Origin of the sequence: Pseudomonas sp. DTU12.3 (genome assembly GCF_004124275.1) — a bacterium.
GTDB lineage: Bacteria > Pseudomonadota > Gammaproteobacteria > Pseudomonadales > Pseudomonadaceae > Aquipseudomonas > Aquipseudomonas helmanticensis.
This window is the reverse complement of sequence record NZ_CP027218.1, coordinates 5010686-5033727: the sequence shown is the minus strand read 5'-3', so window position 1 is coordinate 5033727 and position 23042 is coordinate 5010686. Positions and strand designations below refer to the sequence as shown.

General features: G+C 58.5%; 24 protein-coding genes and 1 tRNA gene. 19 read left to right on the top strand and 6 right to left on the bottom strand.

Annotation, left to right across the window (positions count from 1 at the left end; all coding sequences use genetic code 11):
* The first annotated feature begins 307 nt into the window (after positions 1-307).
* From C2E19_RS23110 to nadA, 19 genes are all read left to right on the top strand, one after another.
* Positions 308-778 (top strand): Dps family protein, encoded by a 471-nt coding sequence (locus C2E19_RS23110; RefSeq protein WP_129395234.1) that lies wholly within the window; start codon positions 308-310, stop codon positions 776-778.
* A 188-nt stretch (positions 779-966) separates the two neighbouring features.
* The gene (locus C2E19_RS23105; protein ID WP_129395233.1) at positions 967-1302 is read left to right on the top strand and encodes a ribbon-helix-helix domain-containing protein; all 336 of its coding nucleotides are present in this window, start codon (positions 967-969) and stop codon (positions 1300-1302) included.
* A 129-nt stretch (positions 1303-1431) separates the two neighbouring features.
* Positions 1432-1653 carry an FmdB family zinc ribbon protein gene (locus tag C2E19_RS23100; RefSeq protein ID WP_007912741.1) on the top strand — a complete coding sequence of 74 codons (222 nt, stop codon included), beginning with the start codon at positions 1432-1434 and terminating at the stop codon, positions 1651-1653.
* Between the two features lie 99 nt (positions 1654-1752).
* Positions 1753-3528 carry an aspartate--tRNA ligase gene (gene aspS, locus C2E19_RS23095; protein ID WP_129395232.1) on the top strand — a complete coding sequence of 592 codons (1776 nt, stop codon included), beginning with the start codon at positions 1753-1755 and terminating at the stop codon, positions 3526-3528.
* Between the two features lie 129 nt (positions 3529-3657).
* The gene (locus C2E19_RS23090) at positions 3658-4404 is read left to right on the top strand and encodes a YebC/PmpR family DNA-binding transcriptional regulator (RefSeq protein WP_034153419.1); all 747 of its coding nucleotides are present in this window, start codon (positions 3658-3660) and stop codon (positions 4402-4404) included.
* A 157-nt stretch (positions 4405-4561) separates the two neighbouring features.
* Positions 4562-5089 (top strand): crossover junction endodeoxyribonuclease RuvC, encoded by a 528-nt coding sequence (ruvC, locus tag C2E19_RS23085; RefSeq protein ID WP_129395231.1) that lies wholly within the window; start codon positions 4562-4564, stop codon positions 5087-5089.
* Positions 5090-5203: 114 nt separating this feature from the next.
* Complete coding sequence (gene ruvA / locus C2E19_RS23080) at positions 5204-5812, top strand: Holliday junction branch migration protein RuvA (RefSeq protein ID WP_129395230.1); 609 nt, start codon at positions 5204-5206, stop codon at positions 5810-5812.
* Positions 5813-6874: a Holliday junction branch migration DNA helicase RuvB gene (gene ruvB, locus C2E19_RS23075; protein WP_129395229.1), complete on the top strand. Its 1062-nt coding sequence runs from the start codon at positions 5813-5815 to the stop codon at positions 6872-6874.
* 127 nt (positions 6875-7001) lie between these two features.
* A complete protein-coding gene (ybgC, locus tag C2E19_RS23070) occupies positions 7002-7469 on the top strand; it encodes a tol-pal system-associated acyl-CoA thioesterase (protein WP_129395228.1) in 468 nt (155 codons plus the stop codon).
* Positions 7459-8154 carry a protein TolQ gene (gene tolQ, locus C2E19_RS23065; protein ID WP_129395227.1) on the top strand — a complete coding sequence of 232 codons (696 nt, stop codon included), beginning with the start codon at positions 7459-7461 and terminating at the stop codon, positions 8152-8154. Before ybgC ends, tolQ begins: the two co-directional genes overlap by 11 nt.
* 23 nt (positions 8155-8177) lie before the next feature.
* A complete protein-coding gene (gene tolR / locus C2E19_RS23060) occupies positions 8178-8630 on the top strand; it encodes a protein TolR (RefSeq protein WP_161806672.1) in 453 nt (150 codons plus the stop codon).
* Complete coding sequence (tolA, locus tag C2E19_RS23055; RefSeq protein ID WP_129395226.1) at positions 8630-9694, top strand: cell envelope integrity protein TolA; 1065 nt, start codon at positions 8630-8632, stop codon at positions 9692-9694. Before tolR ends, tolA begins: the two co-directional genes overlap by 1 nt.
* A complete protein-coding gene (tolB, locus tag C2E19_RS23050; protein WP_129395225.1) occupies positions 9691-10992 on the top strand; it encodes a Tol-Pal system beta propeller repeat protein TolB in 1302 nt (433 codons plus the stop codon). The genes tolA and tolB overlap by 4 nt, the downstream gene beginning before the upstream one ends.
* A gap of 52 nt (positions 10993-11044) precedes the next feature.
* Positions 11045-11542, top strand: a complete 498-nt coding sequence (gene pal / locus C2E19_RS23045) for a peptidoglycan-associated lipoprotein Pal (RefSeq protein WP_003178634.1) — start codon at positions 11045-11047, stop codon at positions 11540-11542.
* Between the two features lie 6 nt (positions 11543-11548).
* Positions 11549-12385, top strand: a complete 837-nt coding sequence (gene ybgF, locus C2E19_RS23040; protein ID WP_129395224.1) for a tol-pal system protein YbgF — start codon at positions 11549-11551, stop codon at positions 12383-12385.
* Between the two features lie 166 nt (positions 12386-12551).
* Positions 12552-13199 (top strand): 7-carboxy-7-deazaguanine synthase QueE, encoded by a 648-nt coding sequence (queE, locus tag C2E19_RS23035; RefSeq protein ID WP_129395223.1) that lies wholly within the window; start codon positions 12552-12554, stop codon positions 13197-13199.
* 1 nt (position 13200) lies between these two features.
* Positions 13201-13893, top strand: coding sequence for a 7-cyano-7-deazaguanine synthase QueC (gene queC, locus C2E19_RS23030; RefSeq protein ID WP_129395222.1), 693 nt, complete (start codon positions 13201-13203; stop codon positions 13891-13893).
* Positions 13894-13955: 62 nt separating this feature from the next.
* Positions 13956-14031, top strand: a tRNA-Lys gene (locus tag C2E19_RS23025).
* A gap of 271 nt (positions 14032-14302) precedes the next feature.
* On the top strand, positions 14303-15361 hold the full coding sequence (gene nadA / locus C2E19_RS23020; protein WP_003227499.1) for a quinolinate synthase NadA: 1059 nt from the start codon (positions 14303-14305) through the stop codon (positions 15359-15361).
* A gap of 83 nt (positions 15362-15444) precedes the next feature.
* On the opposite strand, the gene C2E19_RS23015 is transcribed toward nadA, so the two are convergent.
* The 6 genes from C2E19_RS23015 to gcvH form a co-directional block, all read right to left on the bottom strand.
* Positions 15445-15933 carry an RDD family protein gene (locus C2E19_RS23015; RefSeq protein ID WP_129395221.1) on the bottom strand — a complete coding sequence of 163 codons (489 nt, stop codon included), beginning with the start codon at positions 15931-15933 and terminating at the stop codon, positions 15445-15447.
* A gap of 97 nt (positions 15934-16030) precedes the next feature.
* On the bottom strand, positions 16031-16243 hold the full coding sequence (locus tag C2E19_RS23010; protein ID WP_003227496.1) for a cold-shock protein: 213 nt from the start codon (positions 16241-16243) through the stop codon (positions 16031-16033).
* A 404-nt stretch (positions 16244-16647) separates the two neighbouring features.
* Positions 16648-17772, bottom strand: a complete 1125-nt coding sequence (gcvT, locus tag C2E19_RS23005) for a glycine cleavage system aminomethyltransferase GcvT (protein WP_129395220.1) — start codon at positions 17770-17772, stop codon at positions 16648-16650.
* A 174-nt stretch (positions 17773-17946) separates the two neighbouring features.
* A complete protein-coding gene (locus C2E19_RS23000) occupies positions 17947-19323 on the bottom strand; it encodes an L-serine ammonia-lyase (protein WP_129395219.1) in 1377 nt (458 codons plus the stop codon).
* A 186-nt stretch (positions 19324-19509) separates the two neighbouring features.
* Positions 19510-22362 (bottom strand): aminomethyl-transferring glycine dehydrogenase, encoded by a 2853-nt coding sequence (gene gcvP, locus C2E19_RS22995; protein ID WP_129395218.1) that lies wholly within the window; start codon positions 22360-22362, stop codon positions 19510-19512.
* An 11-nt stretch (positions 22363-22373) separates the two neighbouring features.
* Positions 22374-22757 carry a glycine cleavage system protein GcvH gene (gcvH, locus tag C2E19_RS22990; RefSeq protein ID WP_034153410.1) on the bottom strand — a complete coding sequence of 128 codons (384 nt, stop codon included), beginning with the start codon at positions 22755-22757 and terminating at the stop codon, positions 22374-22376.
* Between the last annotated feature and the right edge of the window lie 285 nt (positions 22758-23042).

The following is a 23042-nucleotide window of genomic DNA, read 5'->3' as shown; positions in this document are numbered from 1 at the left end:
TGGCTCACGTTATGACGGCTCACAAGGAAGAGCTGAAGGCGCACGGTTCGCTTCGGAACAAAAATAAGAGGCGGTAGGCACGTACACGGCATCAGCCTATGCGCGACGCCCCGGAAAATGGGGCATGGCGACACACTGCCTATTTAACAGCAAAGCCTTCAGCTACTCAAATCAGCCCGGCCAGTGGCATCCGGCTGGGCGATTTTGTCGCAGCATGGGCGGCCGATCAGGGCTGCGGGGTGGCGACAGGCTTGCTAGAGTGGGTTGGCACCTGCTGGATGAATTCAATCGCCGTTAGGGGGTAAACATGGCAATCGATATCGGTATCAGTGAAGAAGATCGCAAGTCCATCGTCGAAGGGCTGTCCCGTCTGCTGTCGGACACCTATGTGCTGTATCTGAAAACCCATAACTTCCACTGGAATGTCACCGGTCCGATGTTCCGTACGCTGCACCTGATGTTCGAAGAGCAATACAACGAACTGGCGCTGGCCGTGGACTTGATCGCCGAACGTATCCGGGCGCTGGGGTTTCCGGCGCCGGGCGCTTACGCGACCTATGCACGTCTTTCTTCTATCAAGGAGGAGGAGGGTGTGCCGAGCGCCGAAGACATGATCAAGCAACTGGTTGCCGGCCAGGAAGCAGTGACGCGTACCGCGCGTGGCATCTTCCCGTTGCTCGACAAAGTCAGTGACGAACCTACCGCCGACCTGCTGACCCAGCGCATGCAGGTGCACGAGAAAACCGCGTGGATGCTGCGAGCGCTGCTGGAAGGGTAATCAGCGCCAGGTGCGGGTATTTATAGCAGGCCAATACCCGCGAGCTTCCAAAGTCTTACTTTTGATGTCGGCTTATCCTACGCAGATGGGCAATTAGTCATCTGGATATAACTTTGCGTCTGCGCTTTTATGAAGGCACAGGATGTTGTCTTTATAAAAAGCAGCGATGGCAAAGGAGTGTCAGCGATATGGTCGATGGAGACAGGCAAACCGAAAACTTCGGTTCGCGACAGGAAGGAAGGGTCGATCCGCTGGTCAGCGAGTTCGATATTGCATTGATTCAGCCGTTGTCCAGGTCCGTGCGCCTGAATGGTTTTGCGACTTGCCTGCGGCTCGAGCAGGTCTACTGGAACATTCTCGGGCGCATGGCCGAGGATTGCGGTTGTTCGATCAGTACGTTGCTGTCCCATGTGGATCGGCAAGTGCACTTGCGCCACGGCGGGGTAAAAAACTTCAGCGGTCTGGTGCGGGTGGTCTGCGTGATGAATGGTCTCAAGGAAGTCCCGCAGGCCATCACGCTGTGACGGGCAGTTGAAATGACGTTGCCGCCTGTGCAGTCTTCCGGCTGCACAGGCCGCATTTAATGGATATAATCCCGCCCTTTCGCCGCAAAGCCCTGCGCGCGGTGGCAATCTGATCGCCGAGACACACCCATGCCGATGTACGATTACCAATGCGCTTCCTGTGGTCATCAGTTGGAAGCCATTCAAAAGATCAGCGAGGCACCGCTGGTCGACTGCCCTGCCTGCCAGGCACCAGAGCTCAAGAAACAGCTGTCCATGCCCGGCTTTCGCCTCAGTGGCGGTGGTTGGTACGAGACTGATTTCAAGACCGGCGCCAAGAAGAATCTGGCCGGTGGCGACAAATCTGACTAGGGTTCAAACCCAGGTCGAACGACACGCGCGAGTTTCCGTTTTGTTTGAACGCAACGGGATCTCCACCGAATTTCGAATTACGAGAAGCGAACCACTACCATGATGCGCAGCCACTATTGCGGCCAACTGAACGAAAGCCTGGAAGGCCAGGAAATTACCCTTTGCGGATGGGTTCACCGTCGCCGCGACCACGGCGGGGTGATTTTCCTCGATATCCGTGATCGTGACGGTCTGGCCCAAGTGGTATTCGATCCGGATCGCGCCGAAAGCTTCGCTGCTGCCGACCGCGTGCGCAGCGAATACGTGGTGAAGATCACCGGTAAGGTGCGTCTGCGTCCGGCCGGCGCGACCAACGCCAACATGGCGTCGGGCATGATCGAAGTGCTGGGCTACGAGCTGGAAGTGCTGAACGAGTCGGAAACCCCGCCGTTCCCGCTGAACGAGTTCTCCGACGTCGGCGAAGAAACCCGCCTGCGTTACCGCTTCCTCGACCTGCGTCGTCCGGAAATGGCCGAGAAGCTGCGTCTGCGTTCGCGCATGACCACCAGCATCCGTCGCTTCCTCGACGAGAACGGCTTCCTCGACGTCGAAACTCCGATCCTGACCCGTGCCACCCCTGAAGGTGCGCGTGACTATCTGGTGCCGAGCCGTACTCACGCCGGTTCGTTCTTTGCTCTGCCGCAATCGCCGCAGCTGTTCAAGCAACTGCTGATGGTCGCCGGCTTCGACCGTTACTACCAGATCGCCAAGTGCTTCCGCGACGAAGACCTGCGCGCTGACCGTCAGCCGGAATTCACCCAGATCGACATCGAGACCAGCTTCCTCGATGAAAAAGAGATCATGGGCCTGACCGAGCAAATGATCCGCAACCTGTTCAAGGAAGTGCTGGGTCTGGAATTCGGCGATTTCCCGCACATGACTTTCGAAGAAGCCATGCGCCGTTACGGTTCCGACAAGCCAGACCTGCGTAACCCGCTGGAACTGGTCGACGTTGCCGATCAACTGAAAGAGGTCGATTTCAAAGTCTTCAGCGGCCCGGCCAACGATCCGAAATGCCGTATCGCCGCACTGCGCGTTCCAGGCGGGGCGAGCATGCCACGCAAGCAGATCGACGATTACACCAAGTTCGTCGGCATCTACGGTGCCAAGGGCCTGGCGTACATCAAGGTCAACGAGCGTGCTGCCGGTGTTGACGGTCTGCAATCGCCGATCGTGAAGAACATTCCGCTGGAAAACCTCAACGCCATCCTCGATCGCGTTGGCGCAGTCGATGGCGACATCGTGTTCTTCGGCGCCGACAAGGCCAAGATCGTCAGCGAAGCCTTGGGCGCACTGCGCATCAAGCTCGGTCACGACCTCAAGCTGCTGACCTGCGAGTGGGCGCCAATGTGGGTCGTCGACTTCCCGATGTTCGAAGAAAACGACGACGGCAGCTTCTCTGCGCTGCACCACCCGTTCACCGCACCGAAGTGCACGCCGCAAGAGCTCGAAGCCAACCCGGCTGGCGCTCTGTCCCGCGCGTACGACATGGTCCTGAACGGCACTGAGCTGGGCGGCGGTTCGATCCGTATCCACCGTAAAGAGATGCAACAGTCGGTATTCCGTCTGCTGGGCATCAACGAAGCGGAACAGGAAGAAAAGTTCGGCTTCCTGCTTGATGCGCTGAAGTACGGTGCACCGCCGCACGGTGGTCTGGCTTTCGGTCTGGACCGTCTGGTGATGCTGATGACCGGCGCCCAGTCGATCCGTGAAGTGATCGCCTTCCCGAAAACCCAGAGTGCTGCCGACGTGATGACGCAAGCACCGGGTGTGGTGGATGCCAAGGCATTGCGCGAGCTGCACATTCGTTTGCGCGAAACGCCAAAGGCTGAGTAAGACGGGCCTGAAGGCGCATCTTCGGATGCGCCTTTTTTCTATCTATAGAGAGCAGGTCGAGATTTTTTTGTTTGCTGGCCGCTGCATGAGCAGGGCGGGCAACGTTTCAAAGAGAATTCGGAGCGAGTTATGGCAGGTCATTCCAAGTGGGCGAACATCAAGCACCGCAAAGAACGTCAGGATGCCAAGAGGGGCAAGATCTTCACCAAGTGGATCCGTGAGCTGACCGTTGCGGCCCGTCAGGGTGGCGGTGATCCGGGTTCCAACCCGCGTCTGCGCCTGGCCCTGGACAAGGCGCTGAGCGCGAACATGAGCCGCGACATCATCGACCGTGCCGTTGCGCGCGGCGCCGGTGCCACCGAAGCGGACAACGTTGAAGAACTGACCTACGAAGGTTACGGCCCGGGCGGTGTGGCGGTGATGGTCGAGTGCATGACCGATAACCGCAACCGTACCGCCGCAGCCGTGCGCCATGCGTTCAGCAAGTGCGGCGGCAACCTCGGCACCGACGGTTCTGTGGCGTACCTGTTCGAACGCAAGGGCCAGATCAGCTTCGCGCCGGGCGTCGATGAAGACGCACTGACCGAAGCGGCGCTGGAAGCCGATGCCGATGACGTGGTCACTCACGAAGACGGCTCGATCGACGTGTTCACCTCGTTCACCAGCTTCTATGCGGTGCGTAATGCGCTGGAGGCCGCTGGTTTCAAGGGTGATGACGCGGAAATCGTCATGCAGCCGACCACCAGCGCCGAGCTGGATCTGGAAGGTGCGGAGAAAGTCCTCAAGCTGATCGATATGCTCGAGGACCTGGATGATGTGCAGAACGTCTATTCCAATGCGGACATTCCGGAAGACGTGGCCGCTCAGCTCGGTTAAGAACGGCTACGATTCAATGTGGGAGCGGGCTTGCTCGCGAAGGCGGCGTATCAGCAAACATCAATGCTGAATGACACACCGCTTTCGCGAGCAAGCCCGCTCCCACAATTGTTTTTCGTTGTTATGTAAATCGTGTTTATTCAAAACCGCAGGCGTTATGACTTTAATTCTTGGTATCGACCCCGGTTCGCGCATTACCGGTTACGGCATTGTTCGTGATACCGGGCGTGGTGGCTGCATCTATGTGGCCTCGGGCTGTATCCGCACCGGCGCCGGCGAGCTGCACGAGCGTCTGCAAATCGTCTATCGCGGCGTACGCGAGATCATCCAGACTTATGGCCCGGTGACCATGGGCATCGAAAAAGTGTTCATGGCGAAAAACGCCGATTCGGCGCTCAAGCTCGGCCAGGCCCGCGGCGCAGCGATTGTCGCCGGTGCCGAAGAATGCCTCGAGATCGCCGAGTACACGGCCACTCAGGTCAAACAGGCCGTGGTCGGCACTGGCGCCGCCAATAAAGAGCAGGTGCAGATGATGGTCATGCACATGCTCAAACTGACCGCCAAACCGCAAATCGATGCCTCGGATGCCCTGGCCATCGCCATTTGCCATGCGCATACCCGCTCGAGTCTGCTGCCGCACGGTTTGGGAACGGCACGCAGTCGTGGCGGGCGCCTGCGTCTCTGATAGCATCAGCATCAAATTTGCGGAGTGTGGACTTGCGCGCCTGTGTTGTCGGCCCGAGTCCTTCGCTCTGATAGTCGCCAGCCCACGGCTGGCCAATGCTCAAGGATCTGAAACGTGATTGGACGCTTGCGCGGCACCTTGGCTGAGAAACAGCCGCCGCACCTGATTCTGGATGTAAACGGCCTCGGGTATGAGCTGGAAGTGCCCATGACCACCCTTTATCGCCTGCCGTCGGTCGGTGAACCGCTGACCCTGCACACCCATTTGGTCGTACGCGAAGACGCGCAATTACTCTATGGTTTTTCCGGCAAGCGTGAGCGAGACTTTTTTCGCGAGTTGATCCGTCTCAATGGTGTCGGGCCAAAACTGGCGCTGGCACTGATGTCGAGCCTGGAAGTCGACGAACTGGTCCGTTGCGTGCAATCCCAGGACACGTCGGCCCTGACCAAAGTCCCGGGCGTTGGCAAGAAAACCGCCGAGCGTCTGTTGGTCGAACTGAAAGATCGATTCAAGGCCTGGGAAACTTCGCCGGCGATGTTTGCCTTGGTGCCGAATCAGCCAGACGGCCCTGCGCCGGTCAACACCGCTGAAAACGATGCGGTCAGTGCACTGATTTCCCTGGGCTACAAGCCGCAGGAAGCGAGCAAGGCGATTACCGCCATCAAGGACAAGAATTTGAGCAGTGAAGACCTGATCCGCCGCGCCCTGAAGGGAATGATTTAAGTGATTGAAGCTGATCGTCTGATCGCCGCCGCGCACGTCCCGCGCGAACGCGAAGAAGTCCAGGACCGGGCCATCCGTCCGGTCAGTCTGGCTGACTACATTGGCCAGCCGACCGTGCGCGAGCAGATGGAGCTGTTCATCCAGGCCGCCCGTGGTCGCAATGAATCCCTCGATCACACGCTGATCTTCGGCCCGCCGGGGTTGGGTAAAACCACCTTGGCGAACATCATCGCCCAGGAAATGGGCGTGTCGATCAAAAGCACCTCGGGCCCGGTGCTTGAACGTCCGGGTGACCTGGCCGCATTGCTGACCAATCTTGAACCGCACGATGTGCTGTTCATCGACGAAATCCATCGTCTGTCGCCGATCGTTGAAGAAGTACTGTACCCGGCGATGGAAGATTTCCAGCTCGACATCATGATCGGCGAAGGGCCGGCAGCGCGCTCGATCAAGCTTGATCTGCCGCCGTTTACCCTTGTTGGTGCGACCACTCGCGCCGGCATGCTGACTAATCCGTTGCGTGACCGCTTCGGTATCGTCCAGCGTCTTGAGTTCTACAGCACGGCCGATCTGGCGACGATTGTCAGTCGTTCGGCAGCGATTCTCGGTCTGCCGCTGGATCCTGAAGGTTCTTTCGAAATCGCCCGACGTGCCCGGGGTACGCCGCGGATCGCCAACCGTCTGTTGCGGCGGGTGCGCGATTTCGCCGAAGTCCGCGCCAAGGGGCATATCACCAAAGCGGTGGCGGATCTGGCGTTGAACCTGCTCGATGTCGATGAGCACGGCTTTGATCACCAGGACCGGCGTTTGCTGTTGACCATGATCGAAAAGTTTGACGGCGGGCCGGTCGGTATCGACAGCCTGGCGGCGGCGATCAGCGAAGAGCGTCACACCATTGAAGACGTGCTGGAACCGTACCTGATTCAGCAGGGTTACATCATGCGCACGCCACGGGGCAGGGTGGTGACGCGACATGCCTACCTGCATTTCGGATTAAACATTCCGTCACGAATGGGCGAGATGCCCGTGGTAGACGAGTTTCTCGATGCCGTGGACGATTAATACACATTTGTTGTCGATTTATTCAGGGTTTGTACTGTCAGACGACGGTACTTTTGCAGTAAAGCCCTGAAACCATGAAAAACAGTTGCCTGGCCGGATTGGCAACCTGAGGAGTAAGCACTAGAGTATGCGCGCGCAAAACGGGCTTGAGCCGTTCGCACATCGTTGTCGCGTTTATTACGAGGACACCGATGCGGGCGGCATCGTGTATTACGTTAATTACCTCAAGTTTATGGAACGGGCTCGAACCGAGCGGCTCCGCGAACTGGGCTTTGCCCAATCGCAGCTTGCTGGGGAGGACCTGTTGTTCGTCGTGCATTCCAGCGAAGCGCGCTATCACGCGCCGGCGCGACTGGACGACGAACTGCTGGTAAGCGCTGAAGTAATCGAATTGAACCGTGCCAGCCTGCGCTTTAAACAGCAGGTCAGGCGGGCTACGGATAATGTGCTGCTCTGTGAAGGGCAGTTTTTGGTGGCCTGTGTGCGCACTGACAGTTTGAAACCCCGGGCCCTTCCCGAAGACTTGCGTGCGGCCTTCGCCGACGCGGTCGGCCCGGGTACACACTCAAAGCAGGAGATAAAGCGTGGAAGCTAACGTCGTCGACCATTCCTCCATGTGGAGCCTGGTCAGCAATGCCAGCATCGTGGTGCAGTTGGTAATGTTGACCCTGGTGGCCGCATCGGTGACCTCATGGATCATGATCTTTCAGCGCAGCAATCTGCTGCGTGCCGGTCGACGCGCCCTGGAGAGCTTCGAAGAGCGCTTCTGGTCGGGTATCGACCTGTCCAAGTTGTACCGTCAGGCGGGCAGCAACCCGGACCCGGATTCGGGCGTGGAGCAAATCTTCCGTGCCGGTTTCAAGGAATTCTCGCGTCTGCGTCAGCAGCCAGGCGTCGATCCTGAGGCGGTGATGGAAGGTGTGGCCCGGGCCATGCGCGTAGCCATCTCGCGCGAAGAAGAGAAACTGGAGCAGAGCCTGCCGTTCCTCGCCACTGTCGGTTCGGTCAGCCCGTACATCGGTCTGTTCGGTACCGTGTGGGGCATCATGAACTCTTTCCGCGGTCTGGCCAGCGCCCAGCAAGCGACCCTGGCCACTGTCGCCCCGGGTATCGCCGAAGCCCTGATCGCCACCGCGATCGGCCTGTTCGCTGCAATCCCTGCAGTAATCGCTTACAACCGTTTCGCCGCTCGCAGCGAAACCTTGCTGAGCCGCTACTACACCTTCGCCGATGAATTCCAGGCGATCCTGCACCGCAAAGTGCACACCAGCGAAGAATAAGCAGGTATTTTCCAATGGCTTTAATCGCTCGAGCTCGCAAAAAGCGCAAGCCGGTCGCCGAAATGAACGTAGTGCCTTACATCGACGTGATGCTGGTACTGCTGGTCATTTTCATGGTGACCGCGCCGATGCTCAATCAGGGCGTGAAAGTTGATCTGCCCAAGGTTTCCAGCGAAGCCTTGCCGCAGGACAACAACACCCAGGTCCTGACCATTTCGATCAAGGCTGACAAGACCTATTACTGGAACCTTGGCAGCGAAGTCGACACCGAGAAGCAACAGGACAGGGCCATGACCCTGCCACAGATGACGGATGCGGTGACCAAGATCATTCGCGCCGGCACCGAAGGCGGCAAGCGTACCCAGGTCTTTATCCGTGGTGACAAGACCGTCGACTACGGTTCGGTCATGGGCGCCATGGGCGGGTTGCAGAAAGCCGGCGTCGGTAACGTTGGTCTGATCACCGAGGCCCCCTGATGCAGCAACAGAGAGAGCCGTCCGCCTCGGAAAGCTTCTTCTGGCCTAGTGTCTGGGCGATTGTCTTGCACGTGCTGGTCTTCGGCATGCTGTTCGTCAGTTTCGCCTTCACACCGGAGCTGCCGCCGGCCAAGCCGATTGTCCAAGCGACCCTGTACCAACTGAAATCGAAAAGTCAGGCAACCACCCAGACCAATCAGAAGATTGCGGGTGAGGCGAAGAAATCCGCCGCGCGCCAGACCGAAGTCGAGCAGATGGAACAGAAAAAGGTCGAGCAGGAAGCGGTGAAAGCTGCGGAACAAAAGAAAGAAGAAGCGGCTCAAAAGGCCGAGGAAGCCAAGAAGGCCGATGAGGCCAAGAAAGCGGACGAAGCGAAAAAGGCCGATGACGCCAAAAAAGCCGACGACGCGAAGAAAGCCGAAGCCAAGAAGGCCGAAGAGAAACAATTGGCTGATATAGCCAAGAAGAAAGCCGAAGAAGAGGCTAAAGAAGAGGCCAAGAAAGAGGCCGCTGAAGAAGCCAAGAAGAAAATCGTCGAAGACGCGAAGAAGAAAGCCGCCGAAGACGCCAAGAAGAAAGCTGAGGCTGACGAGGCGAAGAAGAAAATCGCCGAGGACGCCAAGAAGAAAGCTGCTGCCGATGCTGCGAAGAAGAAATCGCAGGATGCAGCGCGCAAGTCTGTCGAAGAGAAGAAGGCGCAGGCACTGGCCGATTTGCTTTCCGACAAGACCGAGCGTCAGCAGGCTCTGGCGGATGAAGTGGGTGATGAAACCGCAGGTAACTTCGATGATCTGATTCGTTCACGGGCATCGGAAGGTTGGGCGCAGCCGCCATCGGCCCGCAAGGGCATGAAGGTGATCCTGCAGATCAACATGCTGCCTGACGGAACGATCTCCGGTGTTTCGGTGGCTCATTCCAGCGGTGACGTGCCTTTCGACAGTTCTGCGGTCGCGGCAGTAAAAAACATTGGTCGATTGACCGAAATGCAGGGTTTGAAGCCAGCTGATTTCGCTCCCTATCGTTCATTCAAGATGACATTCACACCTGAGGATCTAGCCTTGTGAGAAACCTTCTTCGAGGACTGCTTGTCGTCATGGTCTGCTTTGCAGGCCTGGCTACAGCGGATGAAAAAAATATCCTGGTCAGCAGTGGCAGCTCCCAGGCGACTCCAATTGCCGTAGTGCCATTTGGTGTCCAGGGCGGTTCGGTGCTGCCGGACGACATGGCTGAAATCATTGGTAACGATTTGCGTAACTCGGGTTATTACGCGCCGATTCCAAAGCAGAACATGATCAGCCAGCCAAGCCAGCCGAGCGAAATCATCTTCCGTGACTGGAAGGCGGTAAATGCTCAGTTCATCATGGTGGGCAGCATTGCCCCTGCCGGCGGCCGCCTGCAGGTGCAATGGGCACTGTTCAACGTTGCCACCGAACAGAAAGTGGCTGATGGCAGTGTTTCCGGTACCCCGGAGCAGCTGCGCGACATGGCGCACTTCATCTCCGACCAGTCGTTCCAGAAGCTGACCGGTATCGAAGGTGCGTTTTCGACTCGCCTGCTGTACGTGACGGCTGAACGCTTCTCCGAGAAGAACACCCGTTACACCCTGCAACGCTCGGACTACGACGGCGCCCGCGCAGTGACTCTGCTGCAATCGCGTGAGCCGATCCTGTCGCCGCGTTTTGCACCGGATGGCAAGCGCATCGCCTACGTGTCGTTCGAGCAGAAGCGTCCGCGCATCTTCATGCAGAACATCGACACCGGTCGCCGTGAGCAAATCACCAACTTCGAAGGCCTGAACGGTGCACCCGCGTGGTCGCCGAACGGTGATCGCCTGGCGTTCGTACTGTCGAAAGACGGTAACCCGGACATTTACGTGATGAACCTGGCTTCGCGTCAGATCACCCGTGTGACCGCAGGCCCTGGCATCAACACCGAACCGTACTGGGGCAAGGATGGTTCGACCATCTACTTCACCTCGGACCGCGGCGGCAAGCCACAGATCTACAAAACCAGCGCCAGTGGCGGCGGTGCGGAGCGAGTGACCTTTATCGGTAACTACAACGCCAACCCGAAATTGTCGGCGGATGAAAAGACTCTGGTGATGATCCATCGCCAGGACGGCTTCACCAATTTCAAGGTGGCGGCCCAGGATTTGCAGCGAGGGAGTGTAAAGATCCTCACTGATAGCACTCTGGACGAGTCACCCACTGTTGCGCCCAACGGCACCATGGTAATCTACGCCACCCGCCAGCAGGGCCGGGGAGTCTTGATGCTCGTGTCCATTAATGGACGCGTTAGGCTCCCGCTTCCTACCGCTCAAGGCGAAGTCAGAGAACCGTCCTGGTCCCCTTACCTGAAGTGAGCGGGCGCTACACGTTTTACTTAACACACTGGGGTTCATTAGGAGTTTCACGATGGAAATGCTGAAGTTTGGTAAATTTGCTGCGCTGGCTCTGGCCATGGCTGTAGCTGTAGGTTGCTCGTCCAAAGGCGGCGACAACGCCGGTGAAGGCGCTGTTGATCCAAACGCTGGTTACGGCGCAAACACTGGTGCCGTTGACGGTTCCCTGAGCGAAGAAGCTGCTCTGCGCGCAATCACCACCTTCTACTTCGAATACGACAGCTCGGACCTGAAGCCAGAAGCCATGCGCGCTCTGGACGTTCACGCCAAAGACCTGAAAGCAAACGGCGCTCGCGTTGTTCTGGAAGGCAACACCGACGAACGTGGTACTCGTGAGTACAACATGGCACTGGGCGAGCGTCGTGCGAAAGCCGTTCAGCGCTACCTGGTACTGCAAGGTGTTTCCCCAGCTCAGCTGGAACTGGTTTCCTACGGCGAAGAGCGTCCAGTTGCTACCGGCAACGACGAGCAGTCCTGGGCTCAAAACCGTCGCGTCGAACTGCGTAAGTAATTCGATATGCGAACGTGCCGTCGTGCTGTAACTGTTCTGGCTCTCAGCCTCGCGCCGCTTGCGGTGTGGGCTGCGGTTCCTGTGGTCGATGACAACTCCGGTTATAACAATAGCGGGAGCAGTTATCCGCCTGCAGGTTACGGTACGAACGGCGCCTATGCCGGGGGAGCGGCTTCGGCCCCTGCCTCGGCACAAGGCATGCTGTTCAACCAATTGCAACAGATGCAGGATCAGATATCGCGCCAGCAAGGTGTGATCGAAGAACTGCAGAATCAGGTTGCGCGCATGAAGCAGGAATCCCTGGAGCGATACCAGGATCTTGATCGGCGCATAGGATCCGGCGTTGCACCTGCCGCGACTCCTGAGAATTCTTCTGCCGGTGGCGATGCAAGCGCTGCTGCCGGTGCTGCTGGCGCCGGGGCTGCTACTGCTGCTCAGGCACCTGCTGCAAGCAGCGAACCGGGTGATCCGGCCAAGGAAAAGCTGTATTACGATGCGGCTTTCGACCTGATCAAAGCCAAGGATTTCGACAAGGCCAGCCAGGCTTTCTCGGCATTCCTGCGCAAATACCCGAACAGCCAATACGCGGGCAATGCCCAGTACTGGTTGGGCGAAGTCAATCTGGCCAAAGGCGATCTGCAAGGTGCAGGTCAGGCTTTTGCCAAGGTTTCGCAGCTGTATCCCAAGCACGCCAAAGTGCCGGATTCGCTGTACAAGCTGGCTGATGTAGAACGCCGCCTCGGTCACACCGACAAGGTCAAAGGTATTCTGCAGCAGGTGGTGGCCCAATATCCGGGTACCTCCGCCGCTCAGTTGGCGCAACGCGATCTGCAACGCATGTAAGCAAGCTCGACCCGTTTGGAAGAAACCCGCGCTTGTCGCGGGTTTTTTCGTTAGAATTCACGCCCTTTTTCTGAAACACGCTTCTTGTGGTTCGCGCGTTGGCGGGATTACCTGAAGTGCCTGACGGAGGCGGACAGCCTGTTTAGCTGTTACGCCCGTGGCGACTATGCAAGACACATTGAGAATCACCGAAGTTTTCTACTCTTTGCAGGGGGAAACGCGGACTGCCGGGCTGCCCACTGTTTTTGTGCGCCTGACCGGTTGCCCATTGCGTTGCCAATACTGCGACAGCGCCTATGCCTTCAGTGGCGGCACTGTGCGCACCCTCGACGATATCCTCGAGCAAGTGGCCGGGTTTCGCCCGCGCTACGTCTGTGTCACCGGCGGTGAGCCGTTGGCACAGCCCAATGCCATTCCTTTAATTAAACAGTTGTGTGATGCCGGTTACGAGGTCTCGCTGGAAACCAGCGGTGCCCTCGATATTTCGGCTGTCGATCCGCGCGTCAGTCGTGTGGTCGACCTGAAAACACCGGGCTCTAAAGAAGCTCATCGCAACCGTTACGAAAATATCGAATTGCTGACCCCCAACGATCAGGTGAAGTTTGTCATCTGTTCGCGGGAAGACTATGACTGGGCGGTATCGAAATTGATCCAGTACGGGCTTGATCGACGTGCGGGTGAAGTGCTGTTCTCCCCAAGTCATCATGACCTCAATGCCAGGGATCTGGCGGATTGGGTGGTGGCAGACAACCTGCCAGTGCGCCTGCAACTGCAGCTGCATAAATATCTATGGAATGATGAGCCGGGGCGCTGATATGACTGAACAACTGAACACTAGCGAAAAACGTGCAGTAATCCTGCTGTCCGGTGGCTTGGACTCGGCCACCGTCGTAGCGATGGCCCGTGCTGAAGGCTACGCCTGCTACACAATGAGTTTCGACTACGGTCAGCGCTCCCGCGCCGAATTGCACGCCGCTGCACGCGTCGCCCGCGACCTGGGCGTGGTTGAGCACAAGGTGATTGGGCTGAACCTCGACGGCATGGGCGGCTCGGCCCTGACCGACACCCGCATCGACATTCCTGAAGAGTTGGGCGAAGGCATTCCAGTGACCTACGTGCCAGCGCGTAACACGGTGTTCCTGTCGCTGGCATTGGGCTGGGCAGAAGTGCTTGGCGCACGTGACATCTTTATTGGTGTAAACGCGGTGGACTACTCCGGTTACCCGGATTGCCGTCCGGAGTTCATTGAGTCGTTCGAGCGCATGGCCAATCTGGCGACCAAGGCTGGCGTGGAAGGCAATGGCTTCCGTATCCAGGCGCCGTTGCAGAACCTGAGCAAAGCCCAAATCGTCCAGGCAGGCGTGAAGCTCGGCGTTGATTATGGCCTGACCGTTTCCTGCTATCAGGCCGACGATGACGGCCGCGCGTGCGCCAAATGCGACAGCTGCCGCCTGCGTGCAGAAGGCTTTGCGGCCGCTGGTGTGGACGACCCAACACCTTATTTTTGATTATTTTCAAAAAGGTGTTGAATAGTCCTTAAAAATCAGTATTATACGCGCCACCACACAGCGGGTCGTTAGCTCAGTTGGTAGAGCAGTTGGCTTTTAACCAATTGGTCGTAGGTTCGAATCCCACACGACCCACCATATTTGGCGGTTTAGAAAATCCGGAAGGCCCACGAAAGTGAGGATTTCCGGGTTTTTTTTTGCCTGCAATTCGGCCATGCGTTATTTCAGTGCCGGCGGCGCTGACGCAGGTCAGAATCATCTTTTTTATCAACGGGATATTCTGTAGCCTTGCGCAGCTTCAACGCTGTCCGTGCCTGATAATACTCACTCTCCCGGCGGTACCCTCAAGCGGTCCGGAGCCGGGTGTATACTCGACTTTCGCGCGAATGCGCCTGCAGGTCTTGCGAACATGACGCAGATTTCCGAACGCCTTCTGGTTCAAGCCCACCTCGATGCCAAACAGCCCAAACCGCTGACGGCCGAGGAAGAGGCTTATTACCGTTCTGCCATTGCCGCCGAGCTCAAGGCTCAGGACGCGGTGCTGGTAGCCCACTTTTATTGCGACCCGGTGATTCAGGCCTTGGCCGAAGAAACCGGCGGTTGCGTGTCCGACTCCCTGGAAATGGCGCGCTTCGGCAACGCCCATCCGGCCAAGACTGTAGTAGTCGCCGGCGTGAAGTTCATGGGCGAGACCGCGAAGATTCTCAACCCGGAAAAACGCGTGCTGATGCCGACGCTGGACGCGACCTGCTCGCTCGACCTCGGTTGCCCGGTCGATGAGTTCTCGGCGTTCTGTGATCAGCACCCGGAGCGTACGGTGGTGGTTTACGCCAACACCTCCGCAGCGGTTAAAGCACGCGCTGACTGGGTGGTGACATCGAGTTGTGCGCTGGAGATCGTCGAAAGCCTGATGGACAACGGCGAGACGATCATCTGGGGGCCGGACAAGCACCTGGGCACCTACATCCAGCGCAAGACCGGCGCTGACATGTTGCTCTGGGACGGCGCCTGCATCGTTCACGAAGAGTTCAAGTCCAAGCAGCTTGAGGACATGAAAGCGCTGTACCCGGACGCTGCCATTCTGGTGCACCCGGAGTCGCCGACATCGGTGATCGAGCTGGCGGACGCTGTCGGCTCCACCAGTCAGTTGATCGCTGCCGCGCAGAGCCTGCCGAACAAGACCCTGATCGTCGCGACCGACCGTGGCATCTTCTACAAGATGCAGCAGCTGTGTCCGGACAAGGTCTTCATCGAGGCGCCAACCGCCGGTAACGGCGCTGCCTGCCGCAGTTGCGCACATTGCCCGTGGATGGCCATGAATACCCTTGAGCGCACGCTGAAGAGCTTGAAGGAAGGCACGAACGAGATCTTTGTTGATCCGGCGCTGATTCCGCAGGCGATTCGGCCATTGAAGCGCATGCTCGATTTCACTCAGGCGGCGCGGATGAAGCTGGCCGGTAACGCCTGAAAGCAAAAGATCGCAGCCTGCGGCAGCTCCTACATAGTTCGGTGTAGGAGCTGCCGCAGGCTGCGATCTTTTTTTATGGGCGCTTACTTTTGTTTCTTCGGGACTCGCACCACGCGCGTATCCGAATAGATGTCATGCCACGTGCGCTTCTGCTTGTCATACAGCGACCAGAAGAATCCCAGCCCCACGCACAACCACGACGCAATCGACACCATGAAGCGCAGCAGCGCCTGCCACAGGCTGATTGCCGTGCCGTTGGCGTTCTGCACGCGAATGCCCCACACCTGCATGCCCAGTGTCTGCCCGCCATGGGTCCAGAACTTGGCGAAAAATCCAAACAGCACCAGCAGCAGCACTGTCGAATACAGAGGATCGCCATCGAGCTTGCCGGCATCGGTCATGATCCGCAGTCGCTCTTCGCCGATGATTGCCGCCTGGATCATCTTGTAGATGCCACCGGTCACGATCAACAGGGCAGTGCACAACAGGAAGTCATAGAACATCGCTGCCAGACGACGGCCAAGGCCAACGGGAGGAAAGTCCCCTTGGGGCGTGAGCAGGTTTTTCGACATGGCAGCCTCTGGGCGCAAAATGAAGCGCCATTTTACGGATTCGCGCGCACAAAAAAGCCCCTGATATCAATATCAGGGGCTTTTTCGTTACAGAAGATCAGGCTTCTGCTTGTACTTCGTCAGCCTGCATGCCTTTCTGGCCTTGCACAGCAACGAAAGTCACTTTCTGGCCTTCTTTCAGGCTTTTGAAGCCGTTGCCCTGAATGGCGCGGAAATGCACGAACAGATCCGGACCGCTTTCTGGAGTGATAAAACCAAAACCTTTCTCGTCGTTAAACCACTTGACGGTACCGCTCTGACGTGTGGACATTTCTTATTTCCTTTGACGCAAAAAATTAATGACAGCCTCTTTCTCATGAAAGAGTACTGGGGCTGGTTGCAGGAGAGTAAGAAGACGTCGAACGGGATGTAGCTAACTTGTAGGCTACTGCCCAGGTCACGATTCCAAGCTGACCCATGCAAACACAGTGGACAAACTCTACGCCAACTACGGGAGAAAAAACAAGCCCCGTAAATGGCCCGGTTTTACTGCGCTTCAGGTAGTTAGGTAGCCCACTAGTGCGGGCTTGGACGATTCGCTTGTTCAATTGTTTTCGATCGTTATAAGCAAAGTTCATATTCGAATCAGTTGATAGAAAATGCACTTTTTTGTGGCGATTGCGTGACACATTAGTGCACGCATTACGCAATCGCGTTACTTATAGAAACAGTCAATCAACCACGATAGTAGCGTTGTGCAACAAATGGCATTTTGCTTACAAGCATTGCTACCTTTTTTCCACGCACGATTGCCCAAACGGTTGTATCGAGCGTGACATAAGCGCTGTCGAGGTAACCCATTGCCAACGGACCGCCCAGAGTCGGACCGAAACCGCCGCTGCACACGCTACCGACGATTTCGCCGGCTTCGTTGACCATTTCTGCGCCTTCACGCACCGGGGTGCGTTCTTGCGGCAGCAGGCCGACGCGTTTGCGGGCGATGCCATTCTGTTGCTGGGCAAAAATGTTTTCCGCCCCCGGGAAACCACCGGCGCGGGCACCATCGGCGCGGCGTGGCTTGGAGATCGCCCACAACAGGCTCGCCTCGATCGGTGTGGTCTCGGTGTTCATGTCGTGGCCGTACAGGCACAGCCCGGCTTCCAGGCGCAGCGAGTCGCGGGCACCAAGGCCAATGGCCTGGACTTCCGGTTCGGCGAGCAGAGCGCGCGCAAGTTTTTCCGCGTCCGCGGCCGGTACCGAGATTTCGAAACCGTCTTCACCGGTGTAACCCGAACGGCTGACAAAGCAATCCACGCCCAACAACGACACGCGGTTGAACTGCATGAAGGTCATCTTCGCTACTTCTGGCGCAAGACGCGCCAGCACGGTAACGGCTGCCGGACCTTGCAACGCCAACAGCGCGCGCTCTTCGAACAGCGCCGTAATGGTGCACTGATCGCCAAGGTGTTTTTGCAAATGAGCCAGATCCTGATCCTTGCACGCGGCGTTGACCACCAGGAACAGTTCATCGTTGCCGAGGTTGGCGACCATCAGGTCATCGAGAATGCCGCCGGCCTCGTTGGTGAACATCGCATAGCGCTGCATGCCGACTGGCAGGTCGATGATGTCCACCGGCACCAGGGTTTCCAGGGCTTTGGCGGCATTGGCGCCGGTCAGGCGAATCTGGCCCATGTGCGAAACATCGAACAGCCCGGCCTGCTCACGGGTGTGCTGGTGTTCTTTCATCACGCCGAGCGGGTATTGCACGGGCATGTCATAGCCGGCGAACGGCACCATGCGGGCACCGAGTTCGATGTGCAGAGCGTGAAGTGGAGTTTTCGACAGTTGTTCGGTGGACATGCTTGGCTCCTTGGAAATTTGGGTTTGAGGTAAAGGGCAAGATTGAGATCAAGATCAAAAGCCCCTCACCCCAGCCCTCTCCCGGAGGGAGAGGGAGTTAGTTACGTTGCTCTCCCGGAGGGAGAGGGGGCTAAATGCGATCGTCTCCCTGAGGGAGGCGGAGTTAAATAAGGCTCAGCATTCGATAATGTTGACCGCCAGACCGCCGCGGGCAGTCTCCTTGTATTTGCTTTTCATGTCGGCGCCGGTCTGGCGCATGGTGCGGATGACTTTGTCGAGGGAGACGAAATGCTGGCCGTCGCCGCGCATGGCCATGCGCACCGCGTTGATGGCTTTCACCGAGCCCATCGCGTTGCGCTCGATACACGGCACTTGCACCAGCCCGCCAATCGGGTCGCAGGTCAGGCCGAGGTTGTGTTCCATACCGATTTCCGCAGCGTTCTCGACTTGCTGCACGCTGCCGCCGAGCACTTCACACAGCGCACCTGCCGCCATCGAACAGGCCACGCCGACTTCACCCTGGCAGCCGACTTCGGCGCCGGAGATCGAGGCGTTTTCCTTGTAAAGAATGCCGATGGCCGCCGCTGTCAGCAGAAACCGTACGACGCCGTCGTCAGTCGCACCGGGGATAAAACGCATGTAGTAATGCAGCACCGCCGGCACGATCCCGGCTGCGCCGTTGGTAGGTGCGGTGACCACGCGCCCGCCGTTGGCGTTTTCTTCGTTGACGGCGAGTGCGTAAAGGTTGACCCAGTCGAGTACCGACAACGGATCGCGCAGTGCCGATTCCGGGTTTTTGCACAGTTGCCGATGCAGCGCTGCCGCACGGCGCTTGACCTTCAAACCGCCGGGCAAGATGCCTTCGTTGCGGCAACCCGCAGCCACGCAGTCCTGCATCACCTGCCAGATTTTCAGCAGCCCGGCGCGGGTTTCCGCTTCCGGGCGCCAGGCACTTTCGTTGGTCAGCATCACCTGGCTGATCGACAGACCGTAAGTGGCGCAATGGCCGAGCAAGTCCTTGGCACTTTTGAACGGGAAGGTCAGTGGTGTGGCGTCTTCGACGATGCGGTCGGCACCGGCCGCGTCTTCATCGACGACAAAACCGCCGCCGACCGAGTAGTACTCACGGCTGCGGATCTGCAGGCCCGCTGCATCAAAGGCGCGAAAGATCATGCCGTTGGGGTGATAGGCCAGCGGCTTGCGAATCATCGCCAGATGTTCCTTCTCGTTGAACGCAATGCTGTGCTCGCCGAGCAGATTCAAACGGCCATTGCCGCGAATTTCTTGCAGGCGCGCGGCGACGGTTTCGGTATCGACGGTGTCCGGGTGTTCGCCTTCGAGGCCGAGCAGCACGGCTTTGTCGCTGCCGTGACCTTTACCGGTGGCGCCGAGGGAGCCGTAGAGTTCAATGCGCACGCTGGCGGTGGTTGTCAGCAGGTTTTCACGTCGCAGGCCTTCAGCGAAACGCGCGGCAGCGCGCATCGGGCCGACGGTGTGGGAACTGGAGGGGCCGATGCCAATCTTGAACAGGTCGAACACGCTTAACGACATGAGTGGTTCTCCGGTTTCTTGTTATAGGAATTGGCGAAACATCAGGCTGGTTAAATCCCCCTGTAGGAGCTGCCGAAGGCTGCGATCTTTTGATCCTGATCTTTCAACAGCAAGATCAAAAGATCGCAGCCTTCGGCAGCTCCTACAGGTGAATCGATGGGGGCGAGTGGCTCGCCCCTTACACTTTTAAGCGTAGCTTTCGATCGACGGGCAGGCGCAGACCAGGTTGCGGTCACCGAAGACGTTGTCGACGCGACCGACCGGTGGCCAGTATTTGCCTTCGATCAGCGACGCTACCGGATACACGGCCTGCTCGCGGCTGTACGGGTGCGTCCACTCGCCAACCAGTTCCGCTGCGGTGTGCGGAGCGTTTTTCAGCGGGTTGTCGTCCTTGTCCAGCGTGCCGTTTTCCACTGCGCGGATTTCTTCGCGGATGCGGATCATGGCGTCGCAGAAGCGATCGAGTTCTTCCTTGGATTCACTTTCGGTCGGCTCGATCATCAGCGTGCCGGCGACCGGGAACGACATGGTCGGCGCGTGGAAACCGAAGTCGATCAGGCGCTTGGCGACGTCATCAACGCTGATGCCGCTGCTGTCTTTCAACGGACGCAGATCCAGAATGCATTCGTGCGCCACCAGACCGTTGCTGCCGGTGTACAGCACTGGGTAGTGCTCTTCGAGGCGACGGGAGATGTAGTTGGCATTGAGGATCGCCAGCTGCGAAGCGCGCTTCAGACCGGCGCCACCCATCATCCGAATGTACATCCAGGTGATCGGCAAAATGCTCGCGCTGCCGAACGGTGCCGCGCAGACCGCGCCTTCCTTGCGTTCCATCTGGCCGTGGCCTGGCAGGAACGGCGTCAGGTGCGACTTCACGCCAATCGGGCCGACGCCCGGTCCACCACCGCCATGCGGGATGCAGAAGGTTTTGTGCAGGTTCAGGTGCGAGACGTCGCCGCCGAACTTGCCCGGTGCGCAGAGGCCGACCATTGCGTTCATGTTGGCGCCGTCGATGTACACCTGGCCGCCGTTGTCATGAATGATCCCGCAGATTTCGCGGATGCCTTCTTCGAACACGCCGTGGGTCGACGGGTAGGTGATCATCAGCGCGGCGAGGTGTTCGCGGTGCTCGATGGCTTTGGCGCGCAGGTCTTCGATATCGACGTTGCCGCGCGCATCGCACGCGGTGACGACAACGCGCATGCCGGCCATGTTGGCGGTGGCCGGGTTGGTGCCGTGGGCGGACGACGGGATCAGGCAGATGTCGCGACGCTCATCGCCACGGCTCTGGTGATAAGCACGAATCGCCAGCAGACCAGCGTATTCACCTTGCGAACCGGCGTTCGGTTGCAGCGAGATCGCGTCGTAACCGGTGGCGGCGCAGAGCATCGCTTCCAGCTCAAAGGTCAGTTGCTGATAACCGGCGCTTTGTGCGGCCGGGGCGAATGGGTGCAGCGCACCGAATTCAGCCCAGGTCACCGGGATCATTTCGCTGGCGGCGTTGAGTTTCATGGTGCACGAGCCCAGCGGGATCATGGTGCGATCCAGTGCCAGGTCCTTGTCCGCCAGTTTGCGCAGGTAGCGCATCAGCTCGGTTTCCGAGTGATAACGGTTGAACACCGGGTGGCTGAGGATCGGCGACTGACGTACCAGCGCAGCAGGAATAGTGCTCTGAACGGAAGCGGCGAGAGCAGCGAAGTCCGGCAGGGTCTTGCCGTCGGCGAACAGGCCCCACAGGGTTTCGATATCTGCCTGCGTGGTGGTTTCATCGACCGACAGGCCCAGACGCTGAGCGTCGATCACGCGCAGGTTGATCTGCGCAGCATGCGCCTTGTCGTGCAGCGCGGCGGTTTGCGCGCCGGTGGCCACGGTCAGGGTGTCGAAGAAGCTGGCTTGTTCGACTTTCGCGCCCAGCGCGGTCAGGCCCTTGGCCAGAATGGCGGTCAGGTGATGCACGCGGTTGGCGATCTGGGTCAGGCCTTTCGGGCCGTGGTAGACGGCGTACATGCTGGCGATGTTGGCCAGCAGCACTTGCGCGGTGCAGATGTTCGACGTGGCCTTCTCGCGACGGATGTGTTGCTCGCGAGTCTGCATCGCCAGACGCAGCGCCGGCTTGCCGAAACGGTCAACCGAAACACCGACCAGACGGCCCGGCATGTCGCGCTTGAACGCATCCTTGGTGGAGAAATAAGCGGCGTGCGGGCCACCGAAGCCCAGCGGCACGCCGAAGCGTTGTGCCGAACCGATAGCGACGTCGGCGCCGAATTCGCCCGGGGCGGTCAGCAGGGTCAGGGCCAACAGGTCAGCGGCCACGGCCACCAACGCGTTGGCGGCGTGGAAGCGTTCGGTTAGTTCGCGGTAGTCGAACACGTCACCGTTGCTGGCTGGGTATTGCAGCAGTGCGCCGAAGAACGGCGTCACGTCAGTCAGTTCACGCTCATCGCCCACTACAACTTCAATACCCAGCGGCTCGGCACGGGTGCGCAGCACGTCGAGGGTTTGCGGGTGGCTGTGGATCGAGGCGAAGAATTGGTGGCTGCCTTTGTTCTTGCTCAGGCGTTTGCAGAAGGTCATGGCTTCGGCAGCGGCGGTGGCTTCGTCGAGCAAGGAGGCGTTGGCGATTGGCAGGCCGGTGAGGTCGCTGATCAGGGTCTGGAAGTTCAGCAGCGCTTCGAGACGGCCCTGGGAAATTTCCGGTTGGTACGGGGTGTAAGCGGTGTACCAGGCCGGGTTTTCCAGCAGGTTACGCAGGATCGGCGACGGCGTGTGGCAGTTGTAGTAGCCCTGGCCGATGTAAGTCTTGAACAGCTGATTCTTGCCGGCGATGCCTTTAATCATCGCCAGGGCATCGGCTTCGCTGAGACCGTCGTCCAGGCCAAGCACGCTGGTGCCCTTGATGCTTTCCGGGATGACACTGGCGCTCAGGGCTTCAAGCGAGTCGAAGCCGAGGCTGTTGAGCATGGCTTGCTCGTCACCGGCGCGCGGGCCGATATGACGGGCGATGAATTCGTTGGCGGTGCCAAGGTTTACTTGAGTCATGTCGGTGTTCCTCAGGCTTCGGCTTGGGCTTTGATCAGGCGGTCGTACGCGTCCTGGTCGAGCAGTTTGCCGACAGCGGCGGCGTCGCTTGGCTGGAAGCGGAAGAACCAGCCTTGGCCCAGCGGATCTTCGTTGACCAGTTCCGGGGCGTCTTCCAGCGCCGGATTGACTTCCAGTACGTCGCCGTCGAGCGGCATGTACACGCCGCTGGCGGCTTTTACCGATTCCACGGTGGCGGCTTCGGCACCTTTTTCGTAAGCCTGCAGCTCAGGCAGTTGCACGAATACCACGTCGCCGAGGGCGTTCTGCGCGAATGCGGTGATGCCGACAGTAACGCTGCCATCAGCTTCGGTGCGCAGCCATTCGTGATCTTCAGTAAAACGCAACTCGCTCATGGGAACTCCTCAGGGGGCCAGACTCGTCTGGTGGACGCGGTGGAATAGTCGGGCGCGAAGGCCCTTATTTATGATGGGTTGATTAGCAAGAACGCGGCCAATGTTGATTTATCGTTATAAATCAATAAGTTAATTGTTTTGGTGAGGCGGTTTGAACTGTGGCGTGTAGCGAAATCGCTACAGGCTAAAGCGGGAAGAAAAGCTGAACGGGATCAAAGCCTTGCACAGCAGTGATCAGAGGAGGGTGTAGCGATATCGTTCCGCTGTAGCGCTTTCAGTACAGAT

Coding starts and splice junctions, on each gene's coding strand:
- gcvH (WP_034153410.1), bottom strand. CDS start 22,757: ATGAGCGAGTTGCGTTTTACTGAAGATCACGAATGGCTGCGCACCGAA.
- aspS (WP_129395232.1), top strand. CDS start 1,753: ATGATGCGCAGCCACTATTGCGGCCAACTGAACGAAAGCCTGGAAGGC.
- C2E19_RS23100 (WP_007912741.1), top strand. CDS start 1,432: ATGCCGATGTACGATTACCAATGCGCTTCCTGTGGTCATCAGTTGGAA.
- queC (WP_129395222.1), top strand. CDS start 13,201: ATGACTGAACAACTGAACACTAGCGAAAAACGTGCAGTAATCCTGCTG.
- C2E19_RS23110 (WP_129395234.1), top strand. CDS start 308: ATGGCAATCGATATCGGTATCAGTGAAGAAGATCGCAAGTCCATCGTC.
- ybgF (WP_129395224.1), top strand. CDS start 11,549: ATGCGAACGTGCCGTCGTGCTGTAACTGTTCTGGCTCTCAGCCTCGCG.
- ruvC (WP_129395231.1), top strand. CDS start 4,562: ATGACTTTAATTCTTGGTATCGACCCCGGTTCGCGCATTACCGGTTAC.
- C2E19_RS23000 (WP_129395219.1), bottom strand. CDS start 19,323: ATGTCGTTAAGCGTGTTCGACCTGTTCAAGATTGGCATCGGCCCCTCC.
- nadA (WP_003227499.1), top strand. CDS start 14,303: ATGACGCAGATTTCCGAACGCCTTCTGGTTCAAGCCCACCTCGATGCC.
- C2E19_RS23105 (WP_129395233.1), top strand. CDS start 967: ATGGTCGATGGAGACAGGCAAACCGAAAACTTCGGTTCGCGACAGGAA.
- ybgC (WP_129395228.1), top strand. CDS start 7,002: ATGCGCGCGCAAAACGGGCTTGAGCCGTTCGCACATCGTTGTCGCGTT.
- C2E19_RS23090 (WP_034153419.1), top strand. CDS start 3,658: ATGGCAGGTCATTCCAAGTGGGCGAACATCAAGCACCGCAAAGAACGT.
- gcvP (WP_129395218.1), bottom strand. CDS start 22,362: ATGACTCAAGTAAACCTTGGCACCGCCAACGAATTCATCGCCCGTCAT.
- tolA (WP_129395226.1), top strand. CDS start 8,630: ATGCAGCAACAGAGAGAGCCGTCCGCCTCGGAAAGCTTCTTCTGGCCT.
- pal (WP_003178634.1), top strand. CDS start 11,045: ATGGAAATGCTGAAGTTTGGTAAATTTGCTGCGCTGGCTCTGGCCATG.
- C2E19_RS23010 (WP_003227496.1), bottom strand. CDS start 16,243: ATGTCCACACGTCAGAGCGGTACCGTCAAGTGGTTTAACGACGAGAAA.
- gcvT (WP_129395220.1), bottom strand. CDS start 17,772: ATGTCCACCGAACAACTGTCGAAAACTCCACTTCACGCTCTGCACATC.
- C2E19_RS23015 (WP_129395221.1), bottom strand. CDS start 15,933: ATGTCGAAAAACCTGCTCACGCCCCAAGGGGACTTTCCTCCCGTTGGC.
- queE (WP_129395223.1), top strand. CDS start 12,552: ATGCAAGACACATTGAGAATCACCGAAGTTTTCTACTCTTTGCAGGGG.